Annotated in this window: 17 protein-coding genes; 11 read left to right on the forward strand and 6 right to left on the reverse strand. The window is 65.9% G+C overall.

The window, feature by feature from the left end; all coding sequences use genetic code 11:
- Positions 1-3 precede the first annotated feature (3 nt).
- Positions 4-954: a DUF4861 family protein gene (locus QU44_RS10015; protein ID WP_033922030.1), complete on the reverse strand. Its 951-nt coding sequence runs from the start codon at positions 952-954 to the stop codon at positions 4-6.
- A 145-nt stretch (positions 955-1,099) separates the two neighbouring features.
- Between QU44_RS10015 and QU44_RS10020 the strand changes: the two genes are divergently transcribed.
- From QU44_RS10020 to QU44_RS10030, 3 genes are all read left to right on the forward strand, one after another.
- A complete protein-coding gene (locus tag QU44_RS10020) occupies positions 1,100-1,828 on the forward strand; it encodes a FadR/GntR family transcriptional regulator (protein ID WP_033921988.1) in 729 nt (242 codons plus the stop codon).
- An 81-nt stretch (positions 1,829-1,909) separates the two neighbouring features.
- Positions 1,910-4,834 (forward strand): TonB-dependent receptor, encoded by a 2,925-nt coding sequence (locus QU44_RS10025; protein WP_033921989.1) that lies wholly within the window; start codon positions 1,910-1,912, stop codon positions 4,832-4,834.
- Positions 4,835-4,875: 41 nt separating this feature from the next.
- Complete coding sequence (locus QU44_RS10030; RefSeq protein WP_033921990.1) at positions 4,876-6,030, forward strand: glycoside hydrolase family 88/105 protein; 1,155 nt, start codon at positions 4,876-4,878, stop codon at positions 6,028-6,030.
- A gap of 22 nt (positions 6,031-6,052) precedes the next feature.
- Here QU44_RS10030 and QU44_RS10035 read toward each other — a convergent pair whose 3' ends face one another.
- The gene (locus QU44_RS10035) at positions 6,053-6,805 is read right to left on the reverse strand and encodes a FadR/GntR family transcriptional regulator (protein WP_081987969.1); all 753 of its coding nucleotides are present in this window, start codon (positions 6,803-6,805) and stop codon (positions 6,053-6,055) included.
- 215 nt (positions 6,806-7,020) lie between these two features.
- Between QU44_RS10035 and dgoD the strand changes: the two genes are divergently transcribed.
- Genes dgoD through QU44_RS10050 form a run of 3 tightly spaced genes read left to right on the forward strand, consistent with a single transcriptional unit; the run spans position 7,021 to position 10,354 of the window.
- Positions 7,021-8,181 (forward strand): galactonate dehydratase, encoded by a 1,161-nt coding sequence (gene dgoD / locus QU44_RS10040; protein WP_033921992.1) that lies wholly within the window; start codon positions 7,021-7,023, stop codon positions 8,179-8,181.
- Positions 8,178-8,930: an SDR family NAD(P)-dependent oxidoreductase gene (locus QU44_RS10045; RefSeq protein ID WP_231621695.1), complete on the forward strand. Its 753-nt coding sequence runs from the start codon at positions 8,178-8,180 to the stop codon at positions 8,928-8,930. The genes dgoD and QU44_RS10045 overlap by 4 nt, the downstream gene beginning before the upstream one ends.
- Positions 8,931-8,932: 2 nt before the next feature.
- Positions 8,933-10,354, forward strand: a complete 1,422-nt coding sequence (locus tag QU44_RS10050) for a sugar porter family MFS transporter (protein WP_081987970.1) — start codon at positions 8,933-8,935, stop codon at positions 10,352-10,354.
- Positions 10,355-10,398: 44 nt separating this feature from the next.
- Here QU44_RS10050 and QU44_RS10055 read toward each other — a convergent pair whose 3' ends face one another.
- From QU44_RS10055 to QU44_RS10070, 4 genes are all read right to left on the reverse strand, one after another.
- Positions 10,399-13,293 (reverse strand): sugar-binding domain-containing protein, encoded by a 2,895-nt coding sequence (locus QU44_RS10055; RefSeq protein WP_052134644.1) that lies wholly within the window; start codon positions 13,291-13,293, stop codon positions 10,399-10,401.
- Between the two features lie 90 nt (positions 13,294-13,383).
- On the reverse strand, positions 13,384-14,010 hold the full coding sequence (locus QU44_RS10060; protein ID WP_231621696.1) for a hemerythrin domain-containing protein: 627 nt from the start codon (positions 14,008-14,010) through the stop codon (positions 13,384-13,386).
- A 41-nt stretch (positions 14,011-14,051) separates the two neighbouring features.
- Positions 14,052-16,703: an exo-rhamnogalacturonan lyase family protein gene (locus QU44_RS10065; protein WP_033921993.1), complete on the reverse strand. Its 2,652-nt coding sequence runs from the start codon at positions 16,701-16,703 to the stop codon at positions 14,052-14,054.
- Between the two features lies 1 nt (position 16,704).
- On the reverse strand, positions 16,705-17,340 hold the full coding sequence (locus tag QU44_RS10070; protein WP_033921994.1) for a DUF6250 domain-containing protein: 636 nt from the start codon (positions 17,338-17,340) through the stop codon (positions 16,705-16,707).
- Positions 17,341-17,631: 291 nt separating this feature from the next.
- On the opposite strand from QU44_RS10070, the gene QU44_RS10075 reads away from it, so the two are divergent.
- From QU44_RS10075 to QU44_RS10095, 5 genes are all read left to right on the forward strand, one after another.
- Positions 17,632-19,530: a rhamnogalacturonan lyase gene (locus QU44_RS10075; RefSeq protein ID WP_231621697.1), complete on the forward strand. Its 1,899-nt coding sequence runs from the start codon at positions 17,632-17,634 to the stop codon at positions 19,528-19,530.
- 124 nt (positions 19,531-19,654) lie between these two features.
- A complete protein-coding gene (locus tag QU44_RS10080; RefSeq protein WP_231621701.1) occupies positions 19,655-20,746 on the forward strand; it encodes a rhamnogalacturonan acetylesterase in 1,092 nt (363 codons plus the stop codon).
- Between the two features lie 5 nt (positions 20,747-20,751).
- Positions 20,752-22,263, forward strand: a complete 1,512-nt coding sequence (locus QU44_RS10085; protein ID WP_231621698.1) for a rhamnogalacturonidase — start codon at positions 20,752-20,754, stop codon at positions 22,261-22,263.
- An 81-nt stretch (positions 22,264-22,344) separates the two neighbouring features.
- Complete coding sequence (locus tag QU44_RS10090; protein WP_443018085.1) at positions 22,345-22,656, forward strand: L-rhamnose mutarotase; 312 nt, start codon at positions 22,345-22,347, stop codon at positions 22,654-22,656.
- Entirely contained in the window at positions 22,653-25,649 is a 2,997-nt protein-coding gene (locus tag QU44_RS10095; RefSeq protein WP_052134648.1) for a glycoside hydrolase family 35 protein, read from the forward strand. Before QU44_RS10090 ends, QU44_RS10095 begins: the two co-directional genes overlap by 4 nt.
- Positions 25,650-25,675 lie beyond the last annotated feature (26 nt).

Below are 25,675 nucleotides of genomic sequence, written 5' to 3' on the forward strand. Positions count from 1 at the left end.
CCCCTATCGTGCGCTTGCCGGTGGCGGCGCGAAATCCAGGCGTTCGGCGGCGACATGCGCGTCCCAGGCGGCGCGCGTGGTGAAGCCGCCCTGCCCCAGGCTCCAGGCCGATCCGCTGTAATAGACAAATGGCCTGCCCGGCTGAACGCGCAGCAGCACCAGATGATTGTCGGCATCGGCGCGCGTATCGACGATCATCGCCGGATCGACGCGGATCGCGATTGCCATGCGACCATGATCGCCATTCTCCGGCCCCCAGAAAGACAGGATACCGCGCCGCGCATCGACGCTGATCTGCCCGCCCGCCCCGGCAGCATGTTTGCCGATCCCGATCCCCACCACCAGCGGGCCGGCGCGGTCCGACGACAAGGTCGACACCATCCGCGTGAAATGCGTCCCCAGCGGCAACGTGAAGCGCCGCGTTTCCCACACCTTGCGATCGACATCGACCGGCCAGGGCGCATAATCGACCTCGAAATCGGCGACATCGGGGCCGTCGCGCAGCACCCGGTGGCGCACGAAATTGCGCGACGTCCACAGCTTGTTGTCGTGCCACACGCCCAGCCCGCCGGCCCCGCGCCCGGTGCCGACATTGTAGAAATCCATGCCCTCGCCGTGAAAGCCATGCTGGTCGCCGGTGCGAAGCTGGCGATCGGCAAAGGGCCACGCCACGTTCTTGCCCCAGGAATCGATGCCCGATCCCGATGGCGGCTCGATCGCCTCCAGCGCATGGCCATAGATGCGGTGCGCGGTGCGGTCATTTTCCCACAACAGATCGTCGTGGCGATATTCGGCCAGCACCACGCGCGCCGCCGGATTGCGATCGGGCGGCGGCGGCAGCGGCGAGACGACCAGCGGGAGCGGTGCCGCCTGCTGCCGCGCCGCGACTGCTCCCCCGACCAGCGCCAACGCGATCGAAACGGCGCCGCCCGCCACCCGCCATCCGACCATCATCGCCCCTTCCGCTTCGTCGCTGCCAGCGCGCTCCGCTGTTTGAAAGACGGATAAGTCATCATACAACTCTTGCCAAGCATCGAGTGAATCCAGCACAGATGCATCGCGCGGTGCCGGTTGCATCGCGGGATTTAGGGGAAGCGCCATGAGCAAATCGGCATCACTCACCGATACGCTGTTCGCCAAGCTGGAGGCACAGATCACCTCGGGGCTCATGCCGCCGGGATCGCGTTTCCCGACGCAAAAGATCATCGCCGAGCGCGAATCGGTCAGCCGCACCGTGGTGCGTGAGGCGGTGGCGCGGCTAGAGGCGCAGGGGCTGACGGTGTCGCGCCAGGGTTCGGGCGTGTTCGTGGCTGACGATGCCCGCTATCGAGCATTTCAGGTGACGCGTGGCGAAATGCGTGAGCTTTCTGACGTCATCAAGCTGCTTGAAATGCGGCTGGCGGTCGAAACCGAAATGGCCGCGCTCGCGGCGGCCCGCAGAACCACTTTTAATATCAATGAGATGCGCGATGCCTTGCGCCATATGGCCGAGGTCGGCGACGATCCGGTCGCCGCGGCACAGGCCGATGTCGAGTTTCACCTGGCGATCGCGCGCGCCACGCAGAATGACTATTATGTCCGGCTGATCGACTTTCTGGGCCTGCGCCTGGTCCCGCCGCGCAGCTTGTATCTGCGCGATCAGCCCGAACCCGCGCACCAGGCCTATGCCGCAAAGGTGCGCGCCGAGCATGACGCGATCCTCGATTCAATCGTGCGGATGAACCCGTCGCGCGCCCGCGCCGCCGCCCGCCGGCACATGCAGGAAAGCCTCAGCCGCCATTCCGAACTCAGCAACGAGATCGCCGCCGCCAAGCCTCCGGCGGCATAAGTATGACGATTGACCGCCCCTGCCAAATTTGTATGATAACTCGGCAGCCAGCAAGATAGCGGCGCGAAAAGGGGGCAGGACATGGGACGATCAACGTTATTCGGTTCGATTTCGTTCGCGGCGCTTTCGGTGATGCTGTCATCGCCAGCCTTGGCGCAGACCACCCAGCCGGCACCACCGCCGCCCCAGCCCCAATCCGAAACCCCGCCACGGGATGATCCCGACGGCACGACGCCTGCGGAGATCATCGTCACCGGCTTTCGCTCAAGCCTGCAAAAGGGGCTGGACCTGAAGCGTGAGGCCATCGGCGTTCGCGATTCGATCGTCGCCGAAGACATCGGCAAATTCCCCGAACAGAATGTCGCCGAATCGCTTCAGCGGATTCCCGGCGTGTTCCTGTCGCGCGACGGTGCCAGCAATGAAGGGCAACGGATCAGCATTCGCGGGCTGGGATCGCAATTCTCGGTCACCACGATCAACGGCGCGCCCGTCCGCACCACCTCGTCATCGAATGTCGGCGGGGCCAGCCGCGACTTCAATTTCGACGTGTTTCCGTCTGAACTGTTCGGCCGCGTCGATGTGTACAAGACCCCGCTCGCCAGCCTCGAGGAAGGCGGCATCGGCGGCAATATCGATCTGCAAACGCCGCGCCCGTTCGACAGTGCGGGGCGGGTCATCCGCTACACTGCCACTGGTCAGTACAACACCGCATCGGAAAAGCTGAACCCGCGTGGATCGTTCCTGATCAGCGAAACCGCCGGCGATTTTGGTGTCCTGATCGGCGTCGCCTATGCCCGCAGCGAAAATCTGCGCTCGGGCTTTCAGTCGACCGGCGGCTACAGCCCGCCAGCACTCGGGCCGATCGGCTATCTTCCCGCGGCGCAGCGACCGCCGGGCACGCTGGCCGGGCAATTTCCCTTCGTGCTCGATTTCGACAGCCCGCGCGCGAACCTGGGCGGCCTCAGCCGGCAGCAGGTCGACAACGCCTTCATGCCGCGCTTCTTCCGCGCCTATGCCTCGTCGAACGAGCGCGAACGGCTGGGTGCTACCGCGTCGCTGCAATATAAGACCGACACGATCGATTTCAGCGTCGATGGCATCTATGCCAACCTCACCGACACCCGTGACGAATTCACTTTCGGTGTGCCGGTTCGCAACACCCGCACCATCGATCGCACCGCAGCGCCGGGACGCAACAATAATAACGGCCTGATCCCGATCGACATCGCGATCGACGACAACAACAACATCTTCGGCACGTTCGGCAACGCGCAATTGCTCAGCGAAAGCTATTATTACGATGCCAAGACGCGCTTCATGTACGGCATCGCGCGCGGTATCTGGGATGCGACCGACAATCTGAAATTTTCGGGCCAGGTCAATTACAGCCGCAGCCGCGCCGAATATTCGGCCAACCGGATCGTGTACAACGCCTATAACGTCGACGTGACCTATGATCCCACGGTCGATCGCGTGTATCCGACCATATCGTCGCCGGTCGATTTCACCGATCCCAACACCTATCGCACATCGGGCAATAACGACCCGTCGCTCGGCTTCTTCCTCAATCGCGAAATCGACGAACAGAAGACCGCGCGGCTGGTCGCCGATTACACGCCCGAACCGCTGGGCAAGCTGGAGCTACAGGCGCGGTTCGGCGCAAGCTATGTCTCGACCGTGAAGGACGCCGAACTGCGCGACGGATCAGCCCTGGCCAGCAGCAGCCAGCTTCCCGGCGGCCAGACCTTCCGCCAGCTCGACATTTATGGCTTCATGGATCCGTTCGTGCCGATCGGTGCGCTGCCCAATGGCGGCAATGACGGCTTTCCTTCGCAATGGGCGACGTTCTCGCGCGATTTCGTGAATGGCACGCTCGATGCCAACGGGTTCAACCGCGCGGCACCGATCCGAGTCGATTCGAGCTTCCGGGCCGAGGAACAGGTGACGTCGCTGTTCTTCGAAACCGATGCGAAGCTGCCGATCGGTACGCGGGCGCTGCGCGGCAATGTCGGCATCCGCTATTCGGACACGCGCACGATCATCAACAATGCCGCACTGATCAACGGCGTCTTCACCCCCAACGAAAGCGAGGGCGGCTATGCCTATTGGCTGCCGTCGTTCAGCCTTGCCTTCGATATTTTCGACGACCTGCTGATCCGCGGTTCGGCAGGCAAGACGATCACCCGCGCCAGCCTGTCGAACATCGCGGGGAACACTCGGATTCCCAACCGGTTCGAAGCGCGCGCAATCGCCGGCAATCCCAATTTGCTGCCCCAGATCGCGACCCAATATGATGCCGGCATCGAATGGTATTTCGCTCCCGGCGGGCTGCTGAGCGCGGGCTATTTCAGCAAGACGCTAAAGGATACCACCCAATCGCAGCGGATATTGGTGCCGTTCAGCTCGCTCGGCCTGCCCGACAATGCGCTGGGGCCGACCTTTCAGGATGCCAATGGCCGGATCGATCCCGACCTGCCGATCTCGCTCGATACCTTCTTCAATTCGGGAACGGTGAAGCTCAGCGGACTGGAATTCGCCTATCAGCAGAATTTCCGCTTCCTGCCCAAACCGCTTGACGGGCTCGGCGTGATTACCAGCTTCACCAAGATCAATTCGCAGGGCAACACCTTCATCACCACCGACGGTCAGTCGTTCGAAGTGAATACCGTCCCCGACTATTCCTACAGCGTCACCGGCTTTTATGAACGCGGCCCCTTCGCGCTGCGCGGGTCGTATAATTACCGCGACCGCACGATCATCGAGGTGAACAACCAGGGGTCGAACCTCCAACGCTGGAGCGCCGGCCAGGGCTTTCTCGACGGCACCGTCAGCTATCGGCTCAGCGACGCGCTCGAGCTGCGCTTGGATGTGCTCAACCTCACCAACGAGCTGCTGTACGATTATTTCGAAGACCCCCGCGGCCTCAACGGCGATCCGAACAGCCGGCTGGACAACGCCCTGTACAACGGCAGAACCATCGCTTTCGGCGTGCGCGGCAGCTTTTGACTTACCTGATATGATTGACTGTTTTTAACGGAGAACCCCTCATGCCCCTTCGCGCCATTCTCGCCGCCGCCCTGCTGATCGCCCCGTCTGCCGCCGCCTATGCCCAAACCGCACAGGGCGCGGAGCAAGTCGCACCAATCGCGGCCGCCGAACGCCTGGCGAAATGGCAATTGGCACGGATGAACGACGCTTCGGGGGTCAGCCGCGTGACGGGCGAGACGAAGAAGCCACGCGCCTGGGAACAGGGCGTGTTCTGGGTAGGCATGACCGCGCTCGCCGATGCCGGCACGGCCCCCGCCATCAAGGCCGCGATCCTGAAGATGGGCCCCGACAATCGCTGGCAGCCGGGTGACCTGCCTTATTTTGCCGACGATCATGTCATCACCCAGGCCTATCTATGGGCAGCAACCCATGGTGCCGGCCCGGCAGCGCGCGGCCCGACCAAGCTGGCATTCGATAAAGTCGTCGATCAACCAGCCGACACTACGCTGGCGTTTGTCGTGCCGCCAAGCGGGTATAGCGGTGCCGAATGTCTCAAACGCTGGTGCTGGTGTGATGCGCTGTTCATGGCACCACCGGCTTTTGTCGAACTGAGCGCGCAGACCGGCGATCCCAAATATCGCGACTTCGCGCTGCGCGAATTCTGGGCGACGACCGACTTTCTATATGATCCGGTCGAGCATCTCTATTATCGCGACAGCCGCTTTTTCGATCGCCGCGACGATCAGCAGCGCAAGCAATTCTGGGCGCGCGGCAATGGATGGGTGTTCGGCGGCATCGCCCGCATCATCCCGTCGCTGCCCAAGGGTAGCCCCGATCGCGTCCGCATGGAAAGATTGTTCCTGGAAATGGCGGCGAAGCTCAAGACGCTGCAAAAGCCCCACGGCTATTGGGCACCATCGCTGCTCGCCCCCGAAAACGCGCCGCCTGAATCCAGCGGCACCGGTTTTTTCACCTATGGCATCGCCTGGGGAATCAACGCCGGATTGCTGCCGCGTGCCGAATATGAGCCGGTTGCCCGGCGCGGCTGGGATGCGTTGCAGCGGGCGATCCAGCCCGATGGCCGGCTGGGCTGGGTCCAGCAGGTGAGCGACCGGCCCGAACAGGTACTTGCCAGCGACACCCAATATTATGGCGTTGGCGCGTTCCTGTTGGCGGCAACCGCGATCGCCGAACTGGACAAGAATCGGCGATAGCCAACCACCTCATGCCGACGTTTCAGAAGCTGGCGCGTTTGGGGTCGCCGCCTGCCTTGAGCAGCAATTGCAGCGCGCCTTCGATAAGGTCGCGCATCAGCCCTGACGCCGCCGCCGAATCGCCACCGACCACCGCTTTGGCCACGCGCTGATGATCGACCGCGCTGGCCCGGCTGACGCCGGCATAGGCGTTGGTGCGGCGGATACTGAACCGCAGCGTCGCTTCGGACAATTCGGTGAACTGGCGCATGAAGCGATTGTTGCTGGCGGCGATCACCGCGCGGTGGAACGCGATGTCGGCCTCGAGCGGATCGTCGCTGCCGTTTTCGGCGGCGAACATCCGATCGACCGCGCGCAGGATCAACGCCCGCTGCGGCCCCGTCGCGGTTTCCGCCGCCAGCCCCGCCGCGCGCGGTTCGATCGCCATCCGCATTTCGGTGAAGTCGATGAGCAGGTCGATCGAAAAATCGCGCTCGAGCAGCCAGCGCAGCACATCGGGATCGAGCAGGTTCCAGTGTTCTTCGGGCTGCACGGTCGTGCCCGCGCGCTGGCGTGCCCGCAGCAGCCCCTTGGCGGTCAGCATCTTGACCGCCTCGCGCACCACCGAGCGGCTGGCTCCATAGCGTTCGCACAATTGCGCCTCGAACGGAAAGCCGCTTTCGGGGGTATAGCATTGGGTAACGATGGCGCGGCCGATGTCGTTGGCGATGGTTCGCGTGACATTCATTCTGCCGGCGTCGCCGACACCGGTTCGCTGCGCATCGGTGGAGTCCATCGGCCCAACATAGTGGGCGATCGGGCGGTAACCAGACGGGAAAAAGGTCGAAGCCGTGATAGCGGTCACATAATTTGCCGAGCAAAGCATGTGGCAAAACAAATATGATATTTGTTGACTGACAAAAGCCGATTGCTACCGAATGCCGGCAATGATGGTCCAAGCATCGATTCAGGCGGACGTTTGGACGGTCCAGTTCGAGGAAGAGAAGCTAGATGGCTGAAGCCACCACTGACAAAATCGGGCGTATCGAATGTTTTCTGGTGCGCCCGCGCTGGTTGTTCGTGCGCGTCGAAACCACCGACGGCGCGATCGGCTGGGGCGAGGCAACGCTGGAGGGCCATGCCGAGGCGGTGCTGGGCGCATTTGAAGCGGTGCGCGACCGGCTGATCGGCCATGATCCCGATCGGATCGAGGATGCGTGGCAGATGCTGCACCGGCTGGGCTTTTATCGCGGCGGCCCGGTGCTGTTGTCGGCAATCGCCGGGGTCGATCAGGCGCTGTGGGACATCAAGGCGCGCAAGCTGGGCGTGCCGGTGTATCAATTGCTGGGCGGGCGGGTGCGCGACCGTATCCCGGTCTATTCCTGGATCGGCGGCGACCGCCCCAGCGACGTCGCGGCGGCGGCGCGGGCGCGGCTGGCGCAAGGGTTCAAGGCGGTGAAGATGAATGGCACCGAGGATCTGGGATGGCTCGACAGCCCCAAACAGGTCGACGCGCTCGCCGCGCGGGTGGCCGAAGTGCGCGACGTCGGCATCGATGTCGGCATCGATTTCCATGGGCGGGTACACAAGCCGATGGCCCGCCGGATGCTGCGCGCGATCGAGCCGCTGTCGCCGCTGTTCGCCGAAGAAATCGTGTTGAGCGACAACCCCGACATCGTCACGCAACTGGCGTCAGTGACCAGCGTGCCGATCGCGATGGGCGAGCGGCTGTACAGCCGCTGGGATTTCCGCCCGTTCATGGAAAGCGGCGCGCTCGACATCGCCCAGCCCGATTTGTCGCACGCGGGCGGCATTTCGGAATGCCGGCGGATCGCGGCGATGGCCGAAACCTATGACGTGGCGCTCGCCCCGCACTGCCCGATCGGGCCGATCGCGCTGGCGGCCTGCCTGCACCTCGCCGCCGCGACCCCCAATTTCGTCATCCAGGAAATCTCGCTGGGCATTCATTACAACGGCCCATCCGCCGACCTGACGACGCTGACGACCAATCCCCATCTGTTCGACGTCAGCGACGGCTGTGTCGATATTCCGCAAGGTCCGGGGCTTGGCGTCGACATCGACGAAGCCGCGGTGCGCGAAATGGCCAAGGATCCACATCGCTGGCGCAACCCCGCCTGGCGCGGCGAGCATGGCGAGCTTCGCGAATGGTGACCGGCGCAACCGCCGCCGCCGTGCCCAGCCGCAGCGTAATCGTGACCGGCGGCCTTGGCGATATCGGCATGGCGGTGGCGCATCGCTTTGCCCTGGAAGGCGCGTCGCTGTTGCTGGTCGATTCGCGCGCCGATGACGGCGGCGCAGCGGCGCGGCTGATCGCGGCGGGTGCCGCCGATGCGCTGGCGCTGGTCGCCGATATTGGCGATCCATTGGCGGTGGCGCATGCGGTCGACACCGCGTGTGACCGGTTCGGCGGGATCGACGTGATCGTCAACGTCGCTGGCATGATGATCTACAAGCCGATCGCGGCGCTCGACGCGGCCGACTGGCGGCGTGTGATCGACGTCAATCTGATCGGCGCGGCGTTGTTCATCGGCCACGGCCTGCGGCGGATGCGGCCCGGCGGGTGCGTGATCAATATCGGATCGGTCCATGCCCGCCGCACCTCGGCGCTGGTGGCCCCCTATGCCGCGGCCAAGGCGGCGATGGTCAGCCTTACCCGTTCGGCGGCGATCGAGGGCAAGCCACTGGGCATCCGGGTCAACGCCGTACTGCCGGGGGCGATCGACACCGCGATGCTGCGCGCCAGCCCCAACATCCAGTCGGGCGAAGAAGTGATCGACCCCGACGATATTGGCCAGCCCGACGATATCGCCGCCGTCGTCGCCTTTCTGGCGTCCGATTCGGCGCGATTCATCACCGGCGAAGACGTCGTCGCCGATGGCGGCCGCATGGGGAGATTGTAACGATGCACATGGTCGATGTCGGCGGCGCGGCAACCAGCGATCTGCCGCAACCGGGCGCGTCGCGCGCGGTGTGGCTGACGGCGGCGGTATCGGCGCTGGGCGGATTGCTGTTCGGCTATGACTGGGTAGTGATCGGCGGTGCCAAGCCGTTTTACGAGGCCAGTTTCGGGATCGTCGCGCCGACGCAACAGGCATGGGCGATCAGCTCGGCGCTGGTGGGCTGTCTGATCGGGGCGATGGCATCGGGCGCGGTCGCCGACCGGCTGGGACGCAAGCCCGGCCTGTTGATCGCTGCGATAATCTTTGCGGTGTCGGCGATCGGCACCGCGCTTGCCGGCGGGTTCGACCTGTTCGTGTTCTGGCGTATCGTCGGCGGCGTCGCGATCGGCATGGCATCGGGGCTGTCGCCGCTTTACATCGCCGAAATCGCGCCATCGGGCAGTCGCGGGCGGCTGGTGTGCCTCAATCAGATCGCGATCGTGCTCGGCCTGTTGGCGGCGCAGATCGTCAACTGGCTGATCGCCGAGCCGGTAGCCTCCGGCGCATCGCTGGCCGAGATTGCCGCATCGTGGAACGGCACCACCGGCTGGCGATGGATGTTCGCAGCGGCGGCGGTGCCGGCGGTGGCATTCATCCTGGGCTGTCTGATCATCCCCGAAAGCCCGCGCTGGCTGGCCAATCATGGCCATTGGGACCGCGCCCGCGACGTGCTGCGCCGGCTGGGCGGCGAAGCGCATGCCGATGCGGCGGTGGCGGATATTCGCCGCGCGCTGGCGGCTGCCCCCGGCCGCAGCCTGCGCGCGGTGCTGAAGGAAGCGCGGTTTCGCAAAGTGCTGGTGATCGGCGTCGTGCTGGCGGTGTTGCAGCAATGGTGCGGCATCAACGTGATCTTCAATTACGCGCAGGAGATTTTCGCAGGCGCCGGCTATGCGGTGTCGGATACGCTGTTCAACATCGTCATCACCGGCGTCGTCAATTGCGTCTTCACCTTCGTCGCGCTGGTGACGGTGGAGCGGTGGGGCCGGCGGCGGCTGTTGCTGCTGGGCTGTGCCGGGCTGACGATCATCTATGCCGCGATCGGAGCCAGCTATGTCGCGGGGGTTCAGGGCTGGCCGCTGCTGCTGTTGGTGATCGCCGCGATCGCCACCTATGCGATGACCCTGGCCCCGGTAACCTGGGTCGCGCTGTCGGAGATTTTTCCGGGCGAGGCGCGTGGGGCGAGCATGGCGGTGGCCACCACTGCCTTATGGGCGGCGTGTTTCCTGCTGACCTACAGCTTCCCGCTGCTGAACGCCGCAGCGGGGACCGGGGTGACCTTTTGGATCTATGGCGTGATTTGCGCGGCGGGTTTCGTATTCATTCTGCGCGCGCTGCCCGAAACGCGCGGCAAGACGCTGGAACAGATCGAACAGGACTGGCGCTGACCAACCCGTGACGGCCCCGCCCGACGCGCGGGGCCGTTGCCCGATCAGATCGCCAGCTTGCGAAGCTGCTCTGGCGACACCTGTACCGACGGACGGAAGCTGGCACCGGCCATGTACCGCTCAAGGCTGGCGACCAGTTGGCGGCTGACCGGATCGGTCGCCCCCGCCCCGTCGACGGCAAAGCCGCACACGATCGCGCGGCCCTTGCCCACTTGCAGTTCGACCACCAGCCCCAGCGGGCGCGCGGTGAACCAATCGTCGATGACTCGGACGATCGGATCGACCCCGGCGGGCAGCAGATCGAGCCGAAGCGCACCGGCGCGGTGCATCAGATACCACCATTGCCAGTTGCTGTGCGGCTCGGTCGGGAAATCGGCGAGCGCGGCGTGGCGCGGATCGCACAGGATGCCCAGCGTCGTCGGCGGCTGCCGCTCGGTCCACAAGGTGTTCCAGAAGATGCTGGAAAAGCCCAGTTGCACCGGCCGATCGGCATAGTTGGCGATCTGATTGCCCGGCAGGCCGATCAGCGCGGTGCCGCCCTGCGCCAGATGATCGAGCGTCGCTGAATCGATGCGATCGCTTCGCCGGATGGCGGCAGCGGCGGGGACCGCGGGGGCAGCGGCGGGATAGACCCACAAATCCCAGTCATTCTCGGCAATGGTGCGCCCCGCCTGCGCGATCGTCACGATCAGCTTGGCCGCGCTGGCGGTGTCGGCGCGCAGCACCGGCGCTGCCGACAGGCCAAGCGGCGCATTGCCGAGCGCGATGCCGTCAACCGCGAACGCGCCCTGCGCCAGTTCGCCGCCGTCACTGGCGACGACCCGCCAGGCGATCTGCGCCGCGCCGATCGGTGCCTCCCCGAAATGCGCGACATCTATGGTGAAGGCAAAGGGCGACCCCGATTGCACGACCCGCGCCGGCATGCGTGCAAGCGGCACGGTGCGCGCGCAGAACCGGCTATATTCGGCGGCGGTGACATAGCCCTTCTCATCCCAGAACGGATCGAGCACGCCGACCAGCGCGGTGCCCTGCCCCGGAAAGTCCTGAAGCCCAAGCAACTGGAAGCCGCCCATCTTGTGCGTTCGCAGCGCGCTTTCGATGTCCTCCTTGTAGCACATTACCTGCAACCGGCCCGACGCATAGAGAAACTCTGGGGCATGATCGCGCAGGCCGCTGTCGCGCAGCCGGTCTTCGAAAATGTCGAAGTTCCGCGCCTTGAGATAGCCGGTATATTTCCGCCGCTCGTTCAGGTCGGGATAGACGCACCATTGGCCGATTTCGTGGCTGATGACGGGCACCGGATAGCGATTGATGAAATCGCGATAGTCGGCCTGGGTTTCGGGCGGCTTGGCGTTGATCCGCGACTTCAGCCCCTCGCCCCAGCCGTGCATGCGCGGCGACGGGGTGACGTGGAACTCATTTTCGTCGATCATCGGCCAGCCGGCCCCCGACGTCCACAACCGCCGAGGATCGCGGGCGCGATAGTGCAGGACATAATCGCGCAGATACGCATCGCGCCGCGCCTCCCCCGCCTTGTCGCCGCCGCCCGGCTCGTTGCCATGCGTCATCAGCATGAACGAGGGGTGGTTGCCGTGCATCGCGACGATGCGGTCGGTTTCGGCATATACCCATTGATCGACCGGCAGGCCGCTGCCGATCCGCACCGACTGGTTCGCCCACACGGTTTCGACCTGGATATAGATGCCGGCGGCGTCGGCGGCGTCGAACGCGGCACCCGGCGGGCAATAGCTGTGAAAGCGCAGATGGTTGAGACCATAATCCTTCAGCTTGCGCATGATCCGGTGCCAGCTTTCGATGTCGGTCGCCGGGTGGCCGGTCAGCGGAAAGATCGCGCAGTCGAGCGCGCCGCGCAGCATCGCCGGGCGACCATTCATCGTGAAGCCGTTCGCGCCCGCGCTGAACTTGCGCCAGCCGAAATTCCCCTCCCAGCTTTCGCCATTGTCGAGTTGCAGGCGCACCTGGTGCAGCACCGGATCGAACTCGTCCCAGGTGCGAAGCGCGGCGGGGTCGATGCCATCGGACAGCACCCGCGCGGTCAGCCGGCCCGTATCGCCCTGCCACGTCACTGCCGCGCGCACCGGCTTTCCAGCGAACAGGATGGTGCCGCCAGCGACCGGCTTTGCCCCGGGGCGGCGGCGGATCGTCGCTTCGACCGCCAGAACCCTGTCATCGAACGAGGGATGCAGATCGACGCGGTCGATCCACACCGGCTCGGTCGCGCGCAGCTCGATACGCCCGGCGATGCCGTTCCAATTGCCCTGGGTATGGTCGGTGACGCCGTGGCCGTTAAAGCCGATCTCGACGATCATCCGGTTATCGACGCGGATCGTCAGCCGGTGCGTGCCCGGCGACACCATGCCCAGGTCATGCAGATGCGGGACGTGCAGCGCGTCGCTGCGCCCGATGGGCCGATCGTCGAGCCACACCTGAGTTTCCCAATGCGGGCGTTCCAGGAACAGCTCGACCCGCTTGCCCTGCCAATCGGCGGGTATCTCGATCTCGCGCTGATACCAGGCGGCACCGCGATACCAGCTATCGGGCTGAAGGAAGAACGGCACCTTGAAGTTATCGGCGGTGCGATAGCGGGCGTAGTCGTCGGCCTTGAAGAACGAGCGATCGTTGATGTCGCCGGTCCAGGGGGTTTCCAGATCGGGCTGGTTGCCGACCGCTTGTTGCTCGAGGCTTCCGGGCAGCGTCAGCGTTTCAGCGGGCAGCGCGCGTGCATACCAGCGCTTGGTCACGCCCGCATCGCGCGGATCGAGCGCGCGCCGCCATACCGCGCCAAGATCGAGCGCCGGGTCCGCGTCTTCGGCAGCCATCGCCTGCGCGCTCAAACACCCGAGGAAGGGCGCGACCGCAAGCGATTGGATCAGGCGACGGCGGCCGAGATCGGCCACGGACTCTATCGGCATGCTCATCTTCGGACCCTTAACACAGTAACCGGCGCAATGATTAAGTATTACATTATTTCGAAGCGTGTCAAACCGATCAAACGCGCCGCTAGCGTTTCACAGCAGCGGACGCTCGCCATGTTCGAGCAGCGCGGGGATCACCAATTCCTCCTCATCGGCCAGGTGACGCCGCAGCAAATCGGCAAACTCGTCCGCGCCGGTTGCATAAGCATCGGCGGCACGCAGCGCCGCATCCCCAGGCGACGACAGCGCCAACAGCAGCGCGCGCGCCGCGTCCACCGTCGCCACCAACCGCTGGTGGATCAGCACATGATCGCCCTCGAGCAGATCGAACCCGACGATCATCCGCTGGTCGAGCGCTCGAAACTTGGGGAAATAGGCGGCGTCCTCGATCCGATGATGCTGATCGAGATGGCGAAGAAAGCCGTTGAACCGGGGGACGAAGCCGCGCTGAAACCCCGCCGCGTCCACCTTGCCGCCGCGAAAGGCGTCGACCACCTGCGCCACATCGGCGGCCTCACCGCGCAGCGCCGAATGTACGTTCAGCCAGAATTCGGCCAATTGCCCGAAATTGCGGTGCGCGCGCCAATCGGGCTGCGGATAGGCGGCGCGAAGATACGCAATGCCGTCGTCCAACCCCGATCGCTGGGCCAGGCCCAGGCCGCCATGTTGCTCAACGATGCCCTGATCCTCCTGCGACACGCCGGGCGGCTGCATGGGCATCACCGATATGGTTGCCGCCGGCGGCTGGGCGATTACGCAAGCTATAGCACGCTATCAAGAGCGTCCGGCACCAGTGCCAGATTCTGGATCGCCGCCAGCCCCCATTGCGAGGCGGCGTTGGTCGAAACCCGCCGCCATTCGATCTGGCCGCCGGGCAGCATCGTGCGCGGATCGCCATCGACCATCCCCAGCCCCGCATCGCCCGAATAAAACTCGGCCGCGGCGCGCCGGGCAAGCGCCGGATCGCCGGTCTGTACCGCAGCATAGGCGGTGAGCCGCGAATGCGCCTCGCGCAGGTTCGACGATCCCCGGCGCGGGCCGAACACCGCCACAAACTCCGCGCGCGGCGCATTATACCAGCGGCAATAATCGAGCCACGCCTTGCGATAGCCGGGCACGTCGAGCAATTGCAGCAACTCGGCATTCACCTCGACCGCGCCGAACACCGCGTTGAGGTGCGAGAACGAAATCTCCGGCCCCGGATTGTCGAAGCGCCCGGTCTTGAGATCATAGGGGGCCGCGCCCGACAGCCAGCCATTGGGCATCGCGCCGATACTCTCCATCCCCGCCACCAGCCGATCGCGCCAATAGGGATTGCGCGTCCGCTCCCATTCGGTGAGCCACGCGGCGGCAAGCGAGCACCAACTGGTGCCAAATGCCATGCCGACCACCCCCTCCCGATTCTGTTGGCGATCGCCGCCGGGGACTTTGCGACCGATCTCGATCGTTTGCAGCATCGAATCCGACCGCAACAGGTCGCGCATCAAATCGCCGACGCGATCGTCGGCGGTGAGGTAATAATAGATGCGGCGATAGGCGGCGTTGCTGACGCGCGGCTGTTTCGAGCTGTCGCTGAAATGCTGCACGCCGTGGCGCGTGCCCAGCCCCTTGAACCGGCCCAGATGATAGACATCGACCTCGCCGGTATGCCGGGTCATCGCCTCGGCCAGCCGCCAGGTCGCGGCATCGCGGGTGCGAAGCGCCTGATACCATAGCCACAGATCGGGCGAGAGCTCGCTGTTCGCCCAGGCAAAACCGCCAATGTCATAGCGCCATTGATGCCGGTCGGCGTCATAAGTGTGCATGACATCGCCATGATCCCAAAAGCCGTACCAGGATCGGCGATCGACCTCCCCGGCATAGAAATCGGTCAGGTCGGCAAGCTGCGCCTCGATCCGTGCGCGCGGGGGCGTCGAACGATCGGGCAGCCCCCAGGGGCCAAACACTTGCGCGGCATGGATATGGCCGGGATCGGCCATCATCTGCGGCGGGGTCGATACCGCGCCCGCCATCGCCAGCAATTCGCTGGCCGGCGGGGTGGCGGGCAAGGCCCATAATGTCAGTTCGCTGGTGCGGGCGATGCCGCGCGCATCGTCCCAGCCGGGTTCATAATCCTCATAGGTGACGTCCAGGCCTTCGTTCTGCGCGGGATAGGCATCCATCCCATCGACCCCGCGATAGGATCGCAGGTCCATCGGCGCGGCATCGGGCGACCAGAGCCAAGCAGTCAGCGTCGCGGCGTCCCCGGCAGCGCCGCGCACGTCGATGCCGGTGGGGTGGCGCTCCCAGAACCAGCGCAAGCCGATCGCAGCCCCGCCCTGCGGCCCGCCGACATAGCCAAGACCCGGCGCACGGCGGGCCTCGTCGGCGTCGATCCAGGCGCGGCCTTCGCCGGTGCGCTTGGCGAGCGTGGCACCATTGGCGCTTAACTGGTTCAACCGGAAATCGCTCCAGCCGGGGATGCGATCGAGCCGGTCGCGCACTGCCGGGGCCATGTCGACGAGCCGAGGCACCGCCCTGCCCGCCACCTGCGCCTCCCGAAATGCGCGGCCCGGATCGCGGCGAAGCCCGGTGAGCGGGCGAACGGCTTCGGCGAACAGCGTGGCGGGTCCGGTGGCGATTCGGACATGGCGGTCATGCAGCGCGCCCGACATCGGCACCGTCGCGGCGACTCCTAAGCTGGTGACAAAATCCTGCTCGGGCGCGCCGTCATGGACGAAGCTGTGGACGATCCGCAGCGCGCGCGACCCGGCATAGGCATAGAGCCGCACGACGAAGGGCAGCATCCGCCGGTCCCCGCCCTGGTGCCAGCCCTCGACCTTCACCACCGCGCGCACCGGGCCGCGCTGTTCGATCGTCACTTGCGCGATGCTGCCGGTCAGCGGCACGGCATCATTGCCCGCCGGATTGGCCGAAACCGCCGCGACCAGGCGCGTTTCGCCCAATACCGTGCGCCCGCCGCTGCTGGCCGAACGCACCACCGCATCGCCGCCGCGCGCGATCTCCCACATCGTGTCGCCGGTCGAAATACGGATCGCGTCGGTAGTTTCGGCAACGCGGATCGGCGCTGGGGGCAAGGCGGGCCGGCCCGGTGCGATCGTCACCGATGCGGGTGCGATGCCGGCGGGCAGCGCATGCGCGCTCCATTTGATCGACCCGTCGGGCCAATAGGCGGTTGCCCAGCTCTGCACCGGCACCGCGCCCGCCGCCAGCCGCTCGGCATCACGCACCTGCCCGCGCGGCCACGGCACGCCAAAGGTCTGGCCAAGCGACAGCGCTGGTGCTTCGCGGTCGATCCAGCCGATCGAGGCCGATGGCGCGGGACGGCGCTGCGCCATCACCTGCGCCGGCAGCATCGCGCCTGCACCTGCCAGCAGGGTTCGCTTCATCGCATCGCGGCGCGTGATCGGCATGTCAGTTTCCCAGCGACTGGATGGTGAGGTTGCGAATTCGCAAATGGCTTTGGGTGGTGCGGATCGCGAAATGGCCGGCGCGATAGGGCTGCGGATCGTCGAGGCGGAACACCGCCTGCCCGTCGCGCTCGACCGCGATTCGGCTGCCGTCGGCGATCAGCGTGATCCGGGTCCAGCGATCGGGTTGCAGCATCGCACCGGCGTCGCTTCGGTCATGTTGCGGCAGGATCGGGCGATCGCCCACGCGGCCGACATAGCGGCGAAAGCGCGTGGTCGTATTCCGATTGCCGCCGATGCCGACATAATAGGTCGCCAGCGTGTCATAGTCGGCGAACGCGCCACTGCGCCCATGACGAAGCGGCGCGCCATCGGCTTCGCGCGCCATCCAGAAGGCGTTGAGGTCGCTCACCTGATCGTTCGCCCCGCCCTTGGCCACCGCCATCGCATCGAAACCGATCGCCACCGGCCCCTTAATCGGGCGGACCAGCCATAGGGACAGGCCAGCGGGGGTATCGATGTCGATGACGTCGCCGAAGGTCACGCGCGCGGCGGGGCTTTCGGCCTCGACCCGCCATTGCGCCGCGCTGAAGCTGGCGGGCTGCACGCAACCAACCAGCGCGGCGGCGATGACGGGCATGCCGATCGCGCGCCATCGACGGGTCCAGGCTGATAGAGGTGCCAATGGGTGCGGCCCTATCGCCGCCATTGGTTGCGGATCATGGTGATGACAGCCTCTCCCCGATGGCCTTTTCCGGGAGATTAATGGCAAGTCGGGTAGCTTGGCAAATGATTTCGCTATGTGGATAGCGGTGTCACAATGTGGATAGACGACCCCTGCCCCAGCAAAGTCGCTTTACATATGTGGGATTATTGCTCATCATATGGAACATGTCGCGGGAGACGGCATCGTGGAGCGGGAGAGGGCAGCGTGCGTAACCGATGGCGTCTTCATTCGCTGGCAATCCTCGCCGCCGCTATCGGTGCGGCCAGCGCTGCCCCTGTGGTTGCCCAGCATGCGCTCGATCGTGGCACCGTCGCGGTGCCGGCAGCGGAGGGCGGTAATCATGTGAGCTGGCGGCTGTTGCACGCCGATGGCAGCAAGCCGCGCTACATCCTCACGCGCGACGACCGCGAGATTGCGCGCACCGATATTCCAAGCTTTATCGATCGCGACGGCACGCCCGCGTCGCGCTATGCGGTGGCATTGGTCGGGCAAAAGCCGTCGGCGGAAATCACCCCCTGGGCGCGCGGCTATCTGCCGATCCCGCTCGATCGCCCCGCCGATCGCACCACCCCTGCGGGCGAGCGCTATGGCTATACCGCCAATGATGCCAGCGTCGGCGACCTCGATGGCGACGGAAGCCTGGAAATCCTGGTCAAATGGGATCCGACGATCTCGAAGGACAATGCCTTTCCTGGCTATAGCGGCGAAACGCTGATCGATGCCTATACGATGGCAGGCAAAAAGATGTGGCGGATCGATCTGGGGCGCAACATCCGCTCGGGCGCACATTACACCCATTTCATGGTGCAGGATTTCGACGGCGATGGCCGCGCCGAACTGATGATGAAAACCGGCGACGGCACGATCGACGGCACCGGGCGCGTGCTGGGCGATGGCGACGCTGACTGGCGCGAGACCGGCGGCGAGGTCGCCCAGCGCGACCGTACCGGGGCCAAGACATTGCCCGATGGCACCCGCGTCGCGCCGATGCAGGGCCGGATCGTCAGTGGGCCGGAATATATCACGGTTTTCGAAGGGACGACCGGGCGGGCGCTCGCCTCGGCCCCCTATGTGCCGGCGCGTGATCCTTCGACGATACGCCCCTCCGCCGCGGCGATGACCGCTGCCTGGGGCGATGGCTATGGCAATCGCGGCGAGCGCTATCTGGCGGGCGTCGCCTATCTCGACGGCAAACGCCCGAGCGGCATTTTCGCGCGCGGCTATTATGCGCGCACCGCGATCGCCGCCTGGGACTGGCGCGGCGGCAAGCTTACGCAGCGCTGGCTGTTCGACAGCGCCGCGCCCGGCCTGCAAGCCTATGGCGGCCAGGGCAATCACCAATTGGCGACCGCCGATGTCGACGGCGATGGCCGCGACGAAATCGTCTATGGCGCAATGGCGATCGACGATGACGGCAAGCCATTATGGACCACCGGGCTTGGCCACGGCGACGCGATGCACGTCTCCGACCTCGACCCCACTCGCCCCGGCATGGAAAAGTTCGGCGTGCTGGAAGATGTGAGGGGCAATGGCGGCGTCGGCGCGGCGATGCTCGATGCGCGCACCGGCGAGGTGCTGTGGTCGACCCCAGCCGACAAGGATACCGGGCGCGGGCTGGCCGCCGACATCGACCCCCGTCATGCCGGGGCCGAGGCCTGGGCATCGAACAGCCCCGAATTGTTCGACGCGCGCGGCAAAGTCATTCCCGGCGGCAAGCCCCGCTTCGCCAATTTCGCGATCTGGTGGGACGGCGACCGCCTGCGCGAAATGCTGAGCGGTACGCGGATCACCAAATGGGATTGGCGAAGCGCGACCGAGACGGTGCTGCTCGACGCGACCGGCGCGGCATCGAACAACGGCACCAAGGCCACCCCGGCGCTGAGCGGCGACTTGATCGGCGACTGGCGCGAGGAAGTGTTGCTGCGCGCCGAGGACAGCAGCGAGCTGCGGCTGTACACCACCCCGATCCCGACCCGCCACGCCATCCCCGCGCTGCTGCAGGACCGGCAATATGCCAACGCCATCGCGTGGCAGAACACCGCCTATAACCAGCCGCCGCACCCCAGCTTTTTTCTGGGCGAGCAATCGCCCCCCGCGCGCTGATCGCGGCGACCCTTTCTCCCCCTGGGGCTGCCGGTTTCCCCCGGCAGCCCATTTTTTTTGCTAGCCACCGGGGATGTGCGCGATGATGTTGTTCTTGCTGCCCGCCTTGCTGACAGGTGCCGTGATGCCCCAGCGCCCAGACCTACCTGATCCGGCGGCGCGCGATTTTTCGGTCGCGCTGGCGGAGGGGAATTACCGCGTGACGCTGCGGATCGGTGCGGCGGATCGCCCGGCGGTGACCACGGTGAAGGCCGAAAGCCGCCGGCTGATGCTGCACCAGGTCGCCACCCGCGCGGGCGAAGTGATCGAGCGGTCCTTCGTCGTCAATATCCGCAACGACCGGCTACCCCCGCCCCCCGCCAACGCCCCCGGTGGGCAGCGGGTGCTGCTCAAAGCGCGCGAGGCGGGCAGCCCTAGCTGGGACGACCGCCTCTCACTCGAATTTCTGGGCGACCCGGCGGCGGCCGTGATCGACATCGCCCCGGTCGAGGTGCCGACGCTGTATCTGACGGGTGATTCAACCGTCACCGACCAGCGCACCGAACCCGCCGCAAGCTGGGGACAGATGCTGCCGGCGTTGCTCGACGATCGGGTGGCGGTGGCGAACCACGCCGAATCGGGCGAAACGCTCAAATCCTTCGTGACCGAACTGCGCCTTGCCAAGCTGCTGTCGCAGATCAAGCCGGGCGATTATCTGTTCATCCAGTTCGGCCATAACGACCAAAAGGCGAATTGGCCGCAAACCTATGCCGATCCCGAGCACGCCTATTCCGCCTATCTGCGCCTCTACATCGCCGAAGCCCGCGCGCGCGGGGCGATGCCGGTGCTGGTAACCTCGCCCGAACGCCGCAGCTTCGAGGGTGACCGGATCGTCTCGACGCTGGCCGAGCATGTCGCCGCCGCCAAGCGAGTCGCCGCTGCCGAACACGTGCCGCTGATCGACCTGAACGCCGTAAGCGTGGCGGTGTACGAAGCGCTTGGCCCCGATCGCGCGGCGCTAGCGTTCAACGATGGCGGTGCCGACAAGACCCACCATAACAATTATGGCGCATGGCTGCTGGCCAATGCGGTGGCGGGTGAGATTCGGCGCGCGATCCCCGCGCTCGCGCCGCACATCAACGCCGCGCGCTTCGATCCGCGCCACCCGCCCGCGCCCGAGGCGGTAGCGATCGCGGCGAGCGCGGGATCGAGCGCGGTTCGCCCGGCGGGCAACTGACCGCGATGATCCTGAACCGCCGCACGATGCTGATCGGGATGAACGCGATGCTGATCCCCTGCCCCGCCCATGCCGCGCAGCGGATCGACGTTCGCTCGCTGGGTGCGCGCGGTGATGGCACCACGCTCGATACCGATGCGATCAACCGCGCGATCGCGCGCGCCGCCGGGGGCGGCACCGTGGTATTTCCACCGGGCCGGTATCTCAGCTTCTCGATCCGGCTGCAGAGCGACGTCACGTTGCTGCTGCAAGCAGGCGCGACGATCGTCGCCGCCGATCCGGCGCGGCATCGCGGCAGCTATGACTTGCCCGAAATGGACGACGAGCAGCTCTATCAGGATTTCGGGCATAGCCATTGGCACAACAGCCTGATCTGGGGCGATAGCGTTCGCGGCGTTGCGATCCTGGGGCCGGGCGGGATCGACGGCGCGGGGCTGACTCGCGACGGCCCCGGTGCGCGCTGGCGCAAGCAACGCGGCGAACGCCCGCTGTCGATGCGCCAGATGACCACCGCCCAAATCGCCGCGCTCGAACCTGATGCCGCGCGGATGCAGGGCCTTGGCAACAAGGCGATCGCGCTGAAGAACGCGCGCAACGTGCGGATTGCCGGGCTGACCATCGCCAAGGGCGGCCATTTCGCGATCCTCGCCACCGGCTGCGACGATCTGGTGATCGAGGATTGCACGATCGACACCGACCGCGACGGCATCGACCTCGATTGCGTCCGGCGAGTCCGCGTGGAACGCTGCCGGGTCAATTCACCCAATGACGACGCGATCGTCCTGAAAAGCAGCCATGCGCTTGGCCGGCTGGCCCCGACGCAGGATGTGACGGTGCGCGACTGCACGGTCAGCGGCTGGGACATGGGCACGGTGCTCGACGGCACGCGGCAGGCGACGCAAATGCTCGCCCCCGATCGCGACCGCGTGACCGGGCGGATCAAGATCGGCACCGAAAGCAATGGCGGCTTCCGCCGAATCCTGATCGAGGATTGCCGGTTCGAGCGGTCACGCGGGCTGGCGATCGAAACCGTCGATGGCGGCGCGATCGAGGATGTCGTCGCGCGGCGGCTGACGATGGCCGACGTCACGACCGCGCCGCTGTTCGTGCGGCTGGGCGATCGGCGGCGGGGGCCGGAAGGCACCGGCATTGCGCGCGTTCGCGGCGTGCGGATCGAGGAGGTTCGCGCCACCGGGATCGACCATCGCTATGCCGCGCTGCTGGCCGGCCTGCCCGGCCATGCGATCGAAGACGTCACCTTGCGCGACATCGACCTGAGCTTTGCCGGTGGCGGCACCCAGGCCGACGCCGCGCGCCGCCCACCCGCGCTTGCCGATGCCTATCCCGAACCGAGTATGTTCGGGGTGACGCCCGCCTGGGGGCTGTGGGCGCGGCATGTGCGCGGGCTGGTGATCGACGGACTGGCGATGCGAACCGAGGCCGCCGATGCCCGACCGCCGGTGTTGCTGGAAGACTGCACCGTCGCCAGTGTGCGCGCGGCGACGCCGTGGATCTGATTATCCTTTGACCAGCCTGCGCTTGCTCGTTACCATATGATGAATAGCAATACCATATATTGCACATTGCAGGAGAGGTCGTTGATACACGCATTCCGGATGCAGCTTCGTCCCGGCATGACGGCGCAGTATCGCGCCGCGCATGACGCGGTCTGGCCCGAACTGGTCGATCTGCTGCACGATGCCGGGATCAGCGATTACAGCATCTGGCACGATGCCGACAGCAACGCACTGTTCGCCACCCTGGTGCTGGCCGATCAGAACCAGCGCGACGCGCTGCCGTCGCATCCGGTGATGCAGCGTTGGTGGGCGGCGATGGCGCCGCTGATGGAAACCAACGAAGACGGATCGCCGTGCGAATGGCCGCTAGAGCAAGTGTTTCACCTGGCATGACCGGCTGTCGCGCGCTGTTGCTGGCCTGTGCCGCGCTGATCCCCGCCGCGATCCCCGCGCAGGCGCAGGTGTCGCGCCCGACCGCCAATTTCGACGCGCCGGTGCAGCAATTCGGGCGCGTCGGCTTCGATGCGCGATCGCTGCTGATCGATGGCAAGCGCACCATCATCTGGAGCGCCGAAATCCATGCGTTCCGCCTGCCGAGCCCCGATTTGTGGCGCGACATGCTGCAAAAGATGAGGGCGAACGGCTTCAACACCGTCGCATTATATTTCGACTGGGGATTCCACAGCCCGAAACGCGGCGTGTATGATTTCGACGGCATCCGCGACATCGACCGGCTGCTGACGATCGCCGCCGAAGAGGGGCTGTACGTGATGACTCGCGCCGGCCCCTATGTGAATGCCGAACTGACGCGCGGCGGCTATCCCGGCTGGCTGGTCAACCAGCGCGCCCGCGCGCGCACCGACGATCCCGATTATCTGGCGGCGGCGGACGAATGGCTGACGCAGGTCAACGCGATCATCGCCCGCCACCAGATCAACGGCGGCAAGGGCAGTGTGATCCTGCACCAGATCGAAAACGAGCTGGCGCTGACCACCCCCTCGCAGCGCCGCTATATGGATCACCTATATGCCAAGGCACGCGCCGACGGCATTACCGTGCCGATCTTTCACAACGACCAGGGCCGCAACGGCTATTGGGTGCCCAAGGGCGCGAATGTCGAAAAGACCGTCGAAGGCCCGGTCGATCTATATGCGTTCGATGGCTATCCCGGCGGCACCTGCACCGTGCAGGGCGAACCGACGCGCGGCGCGCCGGCCCCCGATTGGGGCTTTTACGGCACCGGCGGCGCGCGCGGCGGCGCTTCGGCCAGCCCCAACACGCCGGGTTTCGCGGCGGAGTTCGGCGGCGGCTGGTTCGATTATTGGGGGTCGAATGGCGGCTATGCCTGCAACGCGATCCAGCGCGGGCGGCGCTATCAGCGCGTCTTTTATGGCACCAATCTGGTCAACGGGATTTCGATCCAGAGCTTCTACATGGGGTTTGGCGGCACCAGTTGGGGCTGGCTGCCGGGGCCGGTGGTGTTCACCAGCTATGATTATGGCGCGGCGATCAGCGAAACCCGCGAGGTGCGCGACAAGCTGCTCGAACTGAAGCAGCTCGGCGGCCTCATCGCCTCGGTCCCCGATCTGGCGGGCATGATTCCTGCCGGGCCGGTCGAGGTGTCGACCCCCGACATCCAGGTCTATCACAACAAGTCACCCGAAACCGACGCCCGCTTCCTGCTGGTCACGCACAAACCGTCGGTGTCGACCGCCAATGCCAGCTTCACGATCAGCGCCGCGCTGCCCGACGGGCAATATACGCTGTCGATGAAGCTCAATGGCTATGACGCCAAATGGCTGGTGGCGGGCGTGACGCTTGGCGGCCAGCGGCTGGTCTATTCGACCAGCGAAGTGCAGACGGTGATGGCGCGCGGCGGCGAGACGCTGGCATTGCTCTATGGCCGCGCGGGCGAAGATGGGCAGACCGTGCTGCGCTATGCTTCGGCCCCGCGCGTGACGGTGCTCGACGGCGACGTTCGCCACCGCTTCGATGCGGCGAGGGGCGATCTGGTGCTCGATTACCCGCATCAGGGGCTGACGCGGCTGCGGATCGAGGGGGGCGGTCGCCCGGCGATGACGCTGCTGCTGGCCGACGAACCCGAAGCGATGCGCTTCTGGCGCGATGGCGACACGCTGGTGCGCGGGCCGCAACTGGTGCGCGATGCCAGCGTCACGCGCGGCAGGCTGGCGCTGACCGGCGATACCGCGGCGCAAAGCCCGCTCGAAATCTGGGTACCCGCGCAGGTTCGCAGCATCCGTTGGAACGGCCAGCCGATCGCCACCACCGCCGGCATCGGCGGCAGCCGGATCGCGACCGCCCCGCTTGCCGGCCCGACCGACTTCGCGCTGCCCGATCTGGCGCAATGGCGCACCGCCACCGGCTCGCCCGAAATCGCCCCCGATTTCGATGACTCGCGCTGGCAGGCGATCGACCATCGCGCCAATGCCAGCACCACGCGGCCCCCCGATGGCCAGCCGAACATGGGCATGGACGCCTATGGCTTTCACGAAGGCGATGTCTGGTATCGCGGTCGTTTCAAGGGCGGGGCCGATGCCAGGAAACTGGCGATCCATTATGGCGCGGGCGGCGCTGGGATGGTGCAGGTCTTCCTCGACGGCAAGTTCGTCGGCCAGGATGAACTGGCAGGCGGCCTGCCGCGTCCGATCACCACCGGCACCGCCAGCTTCGATCTGCCCGCCGCCGCGCAGGCACCCGGCGAGCATGTGCTGAGCATCATGGTCCGCAACAACGGCCATAACTGGGATCTCGACGCCGACGACTTCCACAAGGAAGCACGCGGGCTGGTATCGGCGACGCTGATCGCGCCGGGCGGGCGCAGCTTTGCCCAGCCGATCGCGTGGAAGATCAACGGCCGCGAAGGTGGCGAGGATATTGTCGATCGTGTGCGCGGCGTGCCCAATAATGGCGGCCTTTCGGGCGAACGGCTCGGCTGGCATCTGCCGGGCTTCGACGACACCGGCTGGCAGGCCGCGACGATCCCGGCGACGACCGCGGCAGCGGGCACAAGCTGGTATCGCACCAGCTTCGACCTGGCGGTGCCGCGCGGGCAGGATGCGACGATCGGCGTCGAATTCGGCGATCCGCTGACGCCGCGTTCGCCGGTCAGTTATCGCGTACTGCTGTTCGTCAATGGCTGGCACATGGGCCAGTTCATCGCGCATGTCGGCCCGCAGCGGACCTTCCCGATCCCCGAGGGTATATTGAACCATCGCGGGCGCAACAGCATCGCGCTGGCGGTGACGTCGGACGGCGCGCCCGGCAATGCGCTCGAGGCGGTGAAACTGGTCACCTTGCGAAACGTGCGCGGCGGCTTGGCCGTGCGGAACGTGCCCGCACCCCGATCGCTTGCCGAGATGCCCTGACCCCGCCCTTTCCTCTTCGCCCCCTT

Source organism: Sphingomonas sp. 37zxx, from assembly GCF_000786205.1.
GTDB lineage: Bacteria > Pseudomonadota > Alphaproteobacteria > Sphingomonadales > Sphingomonadaceae > Sphingomonas.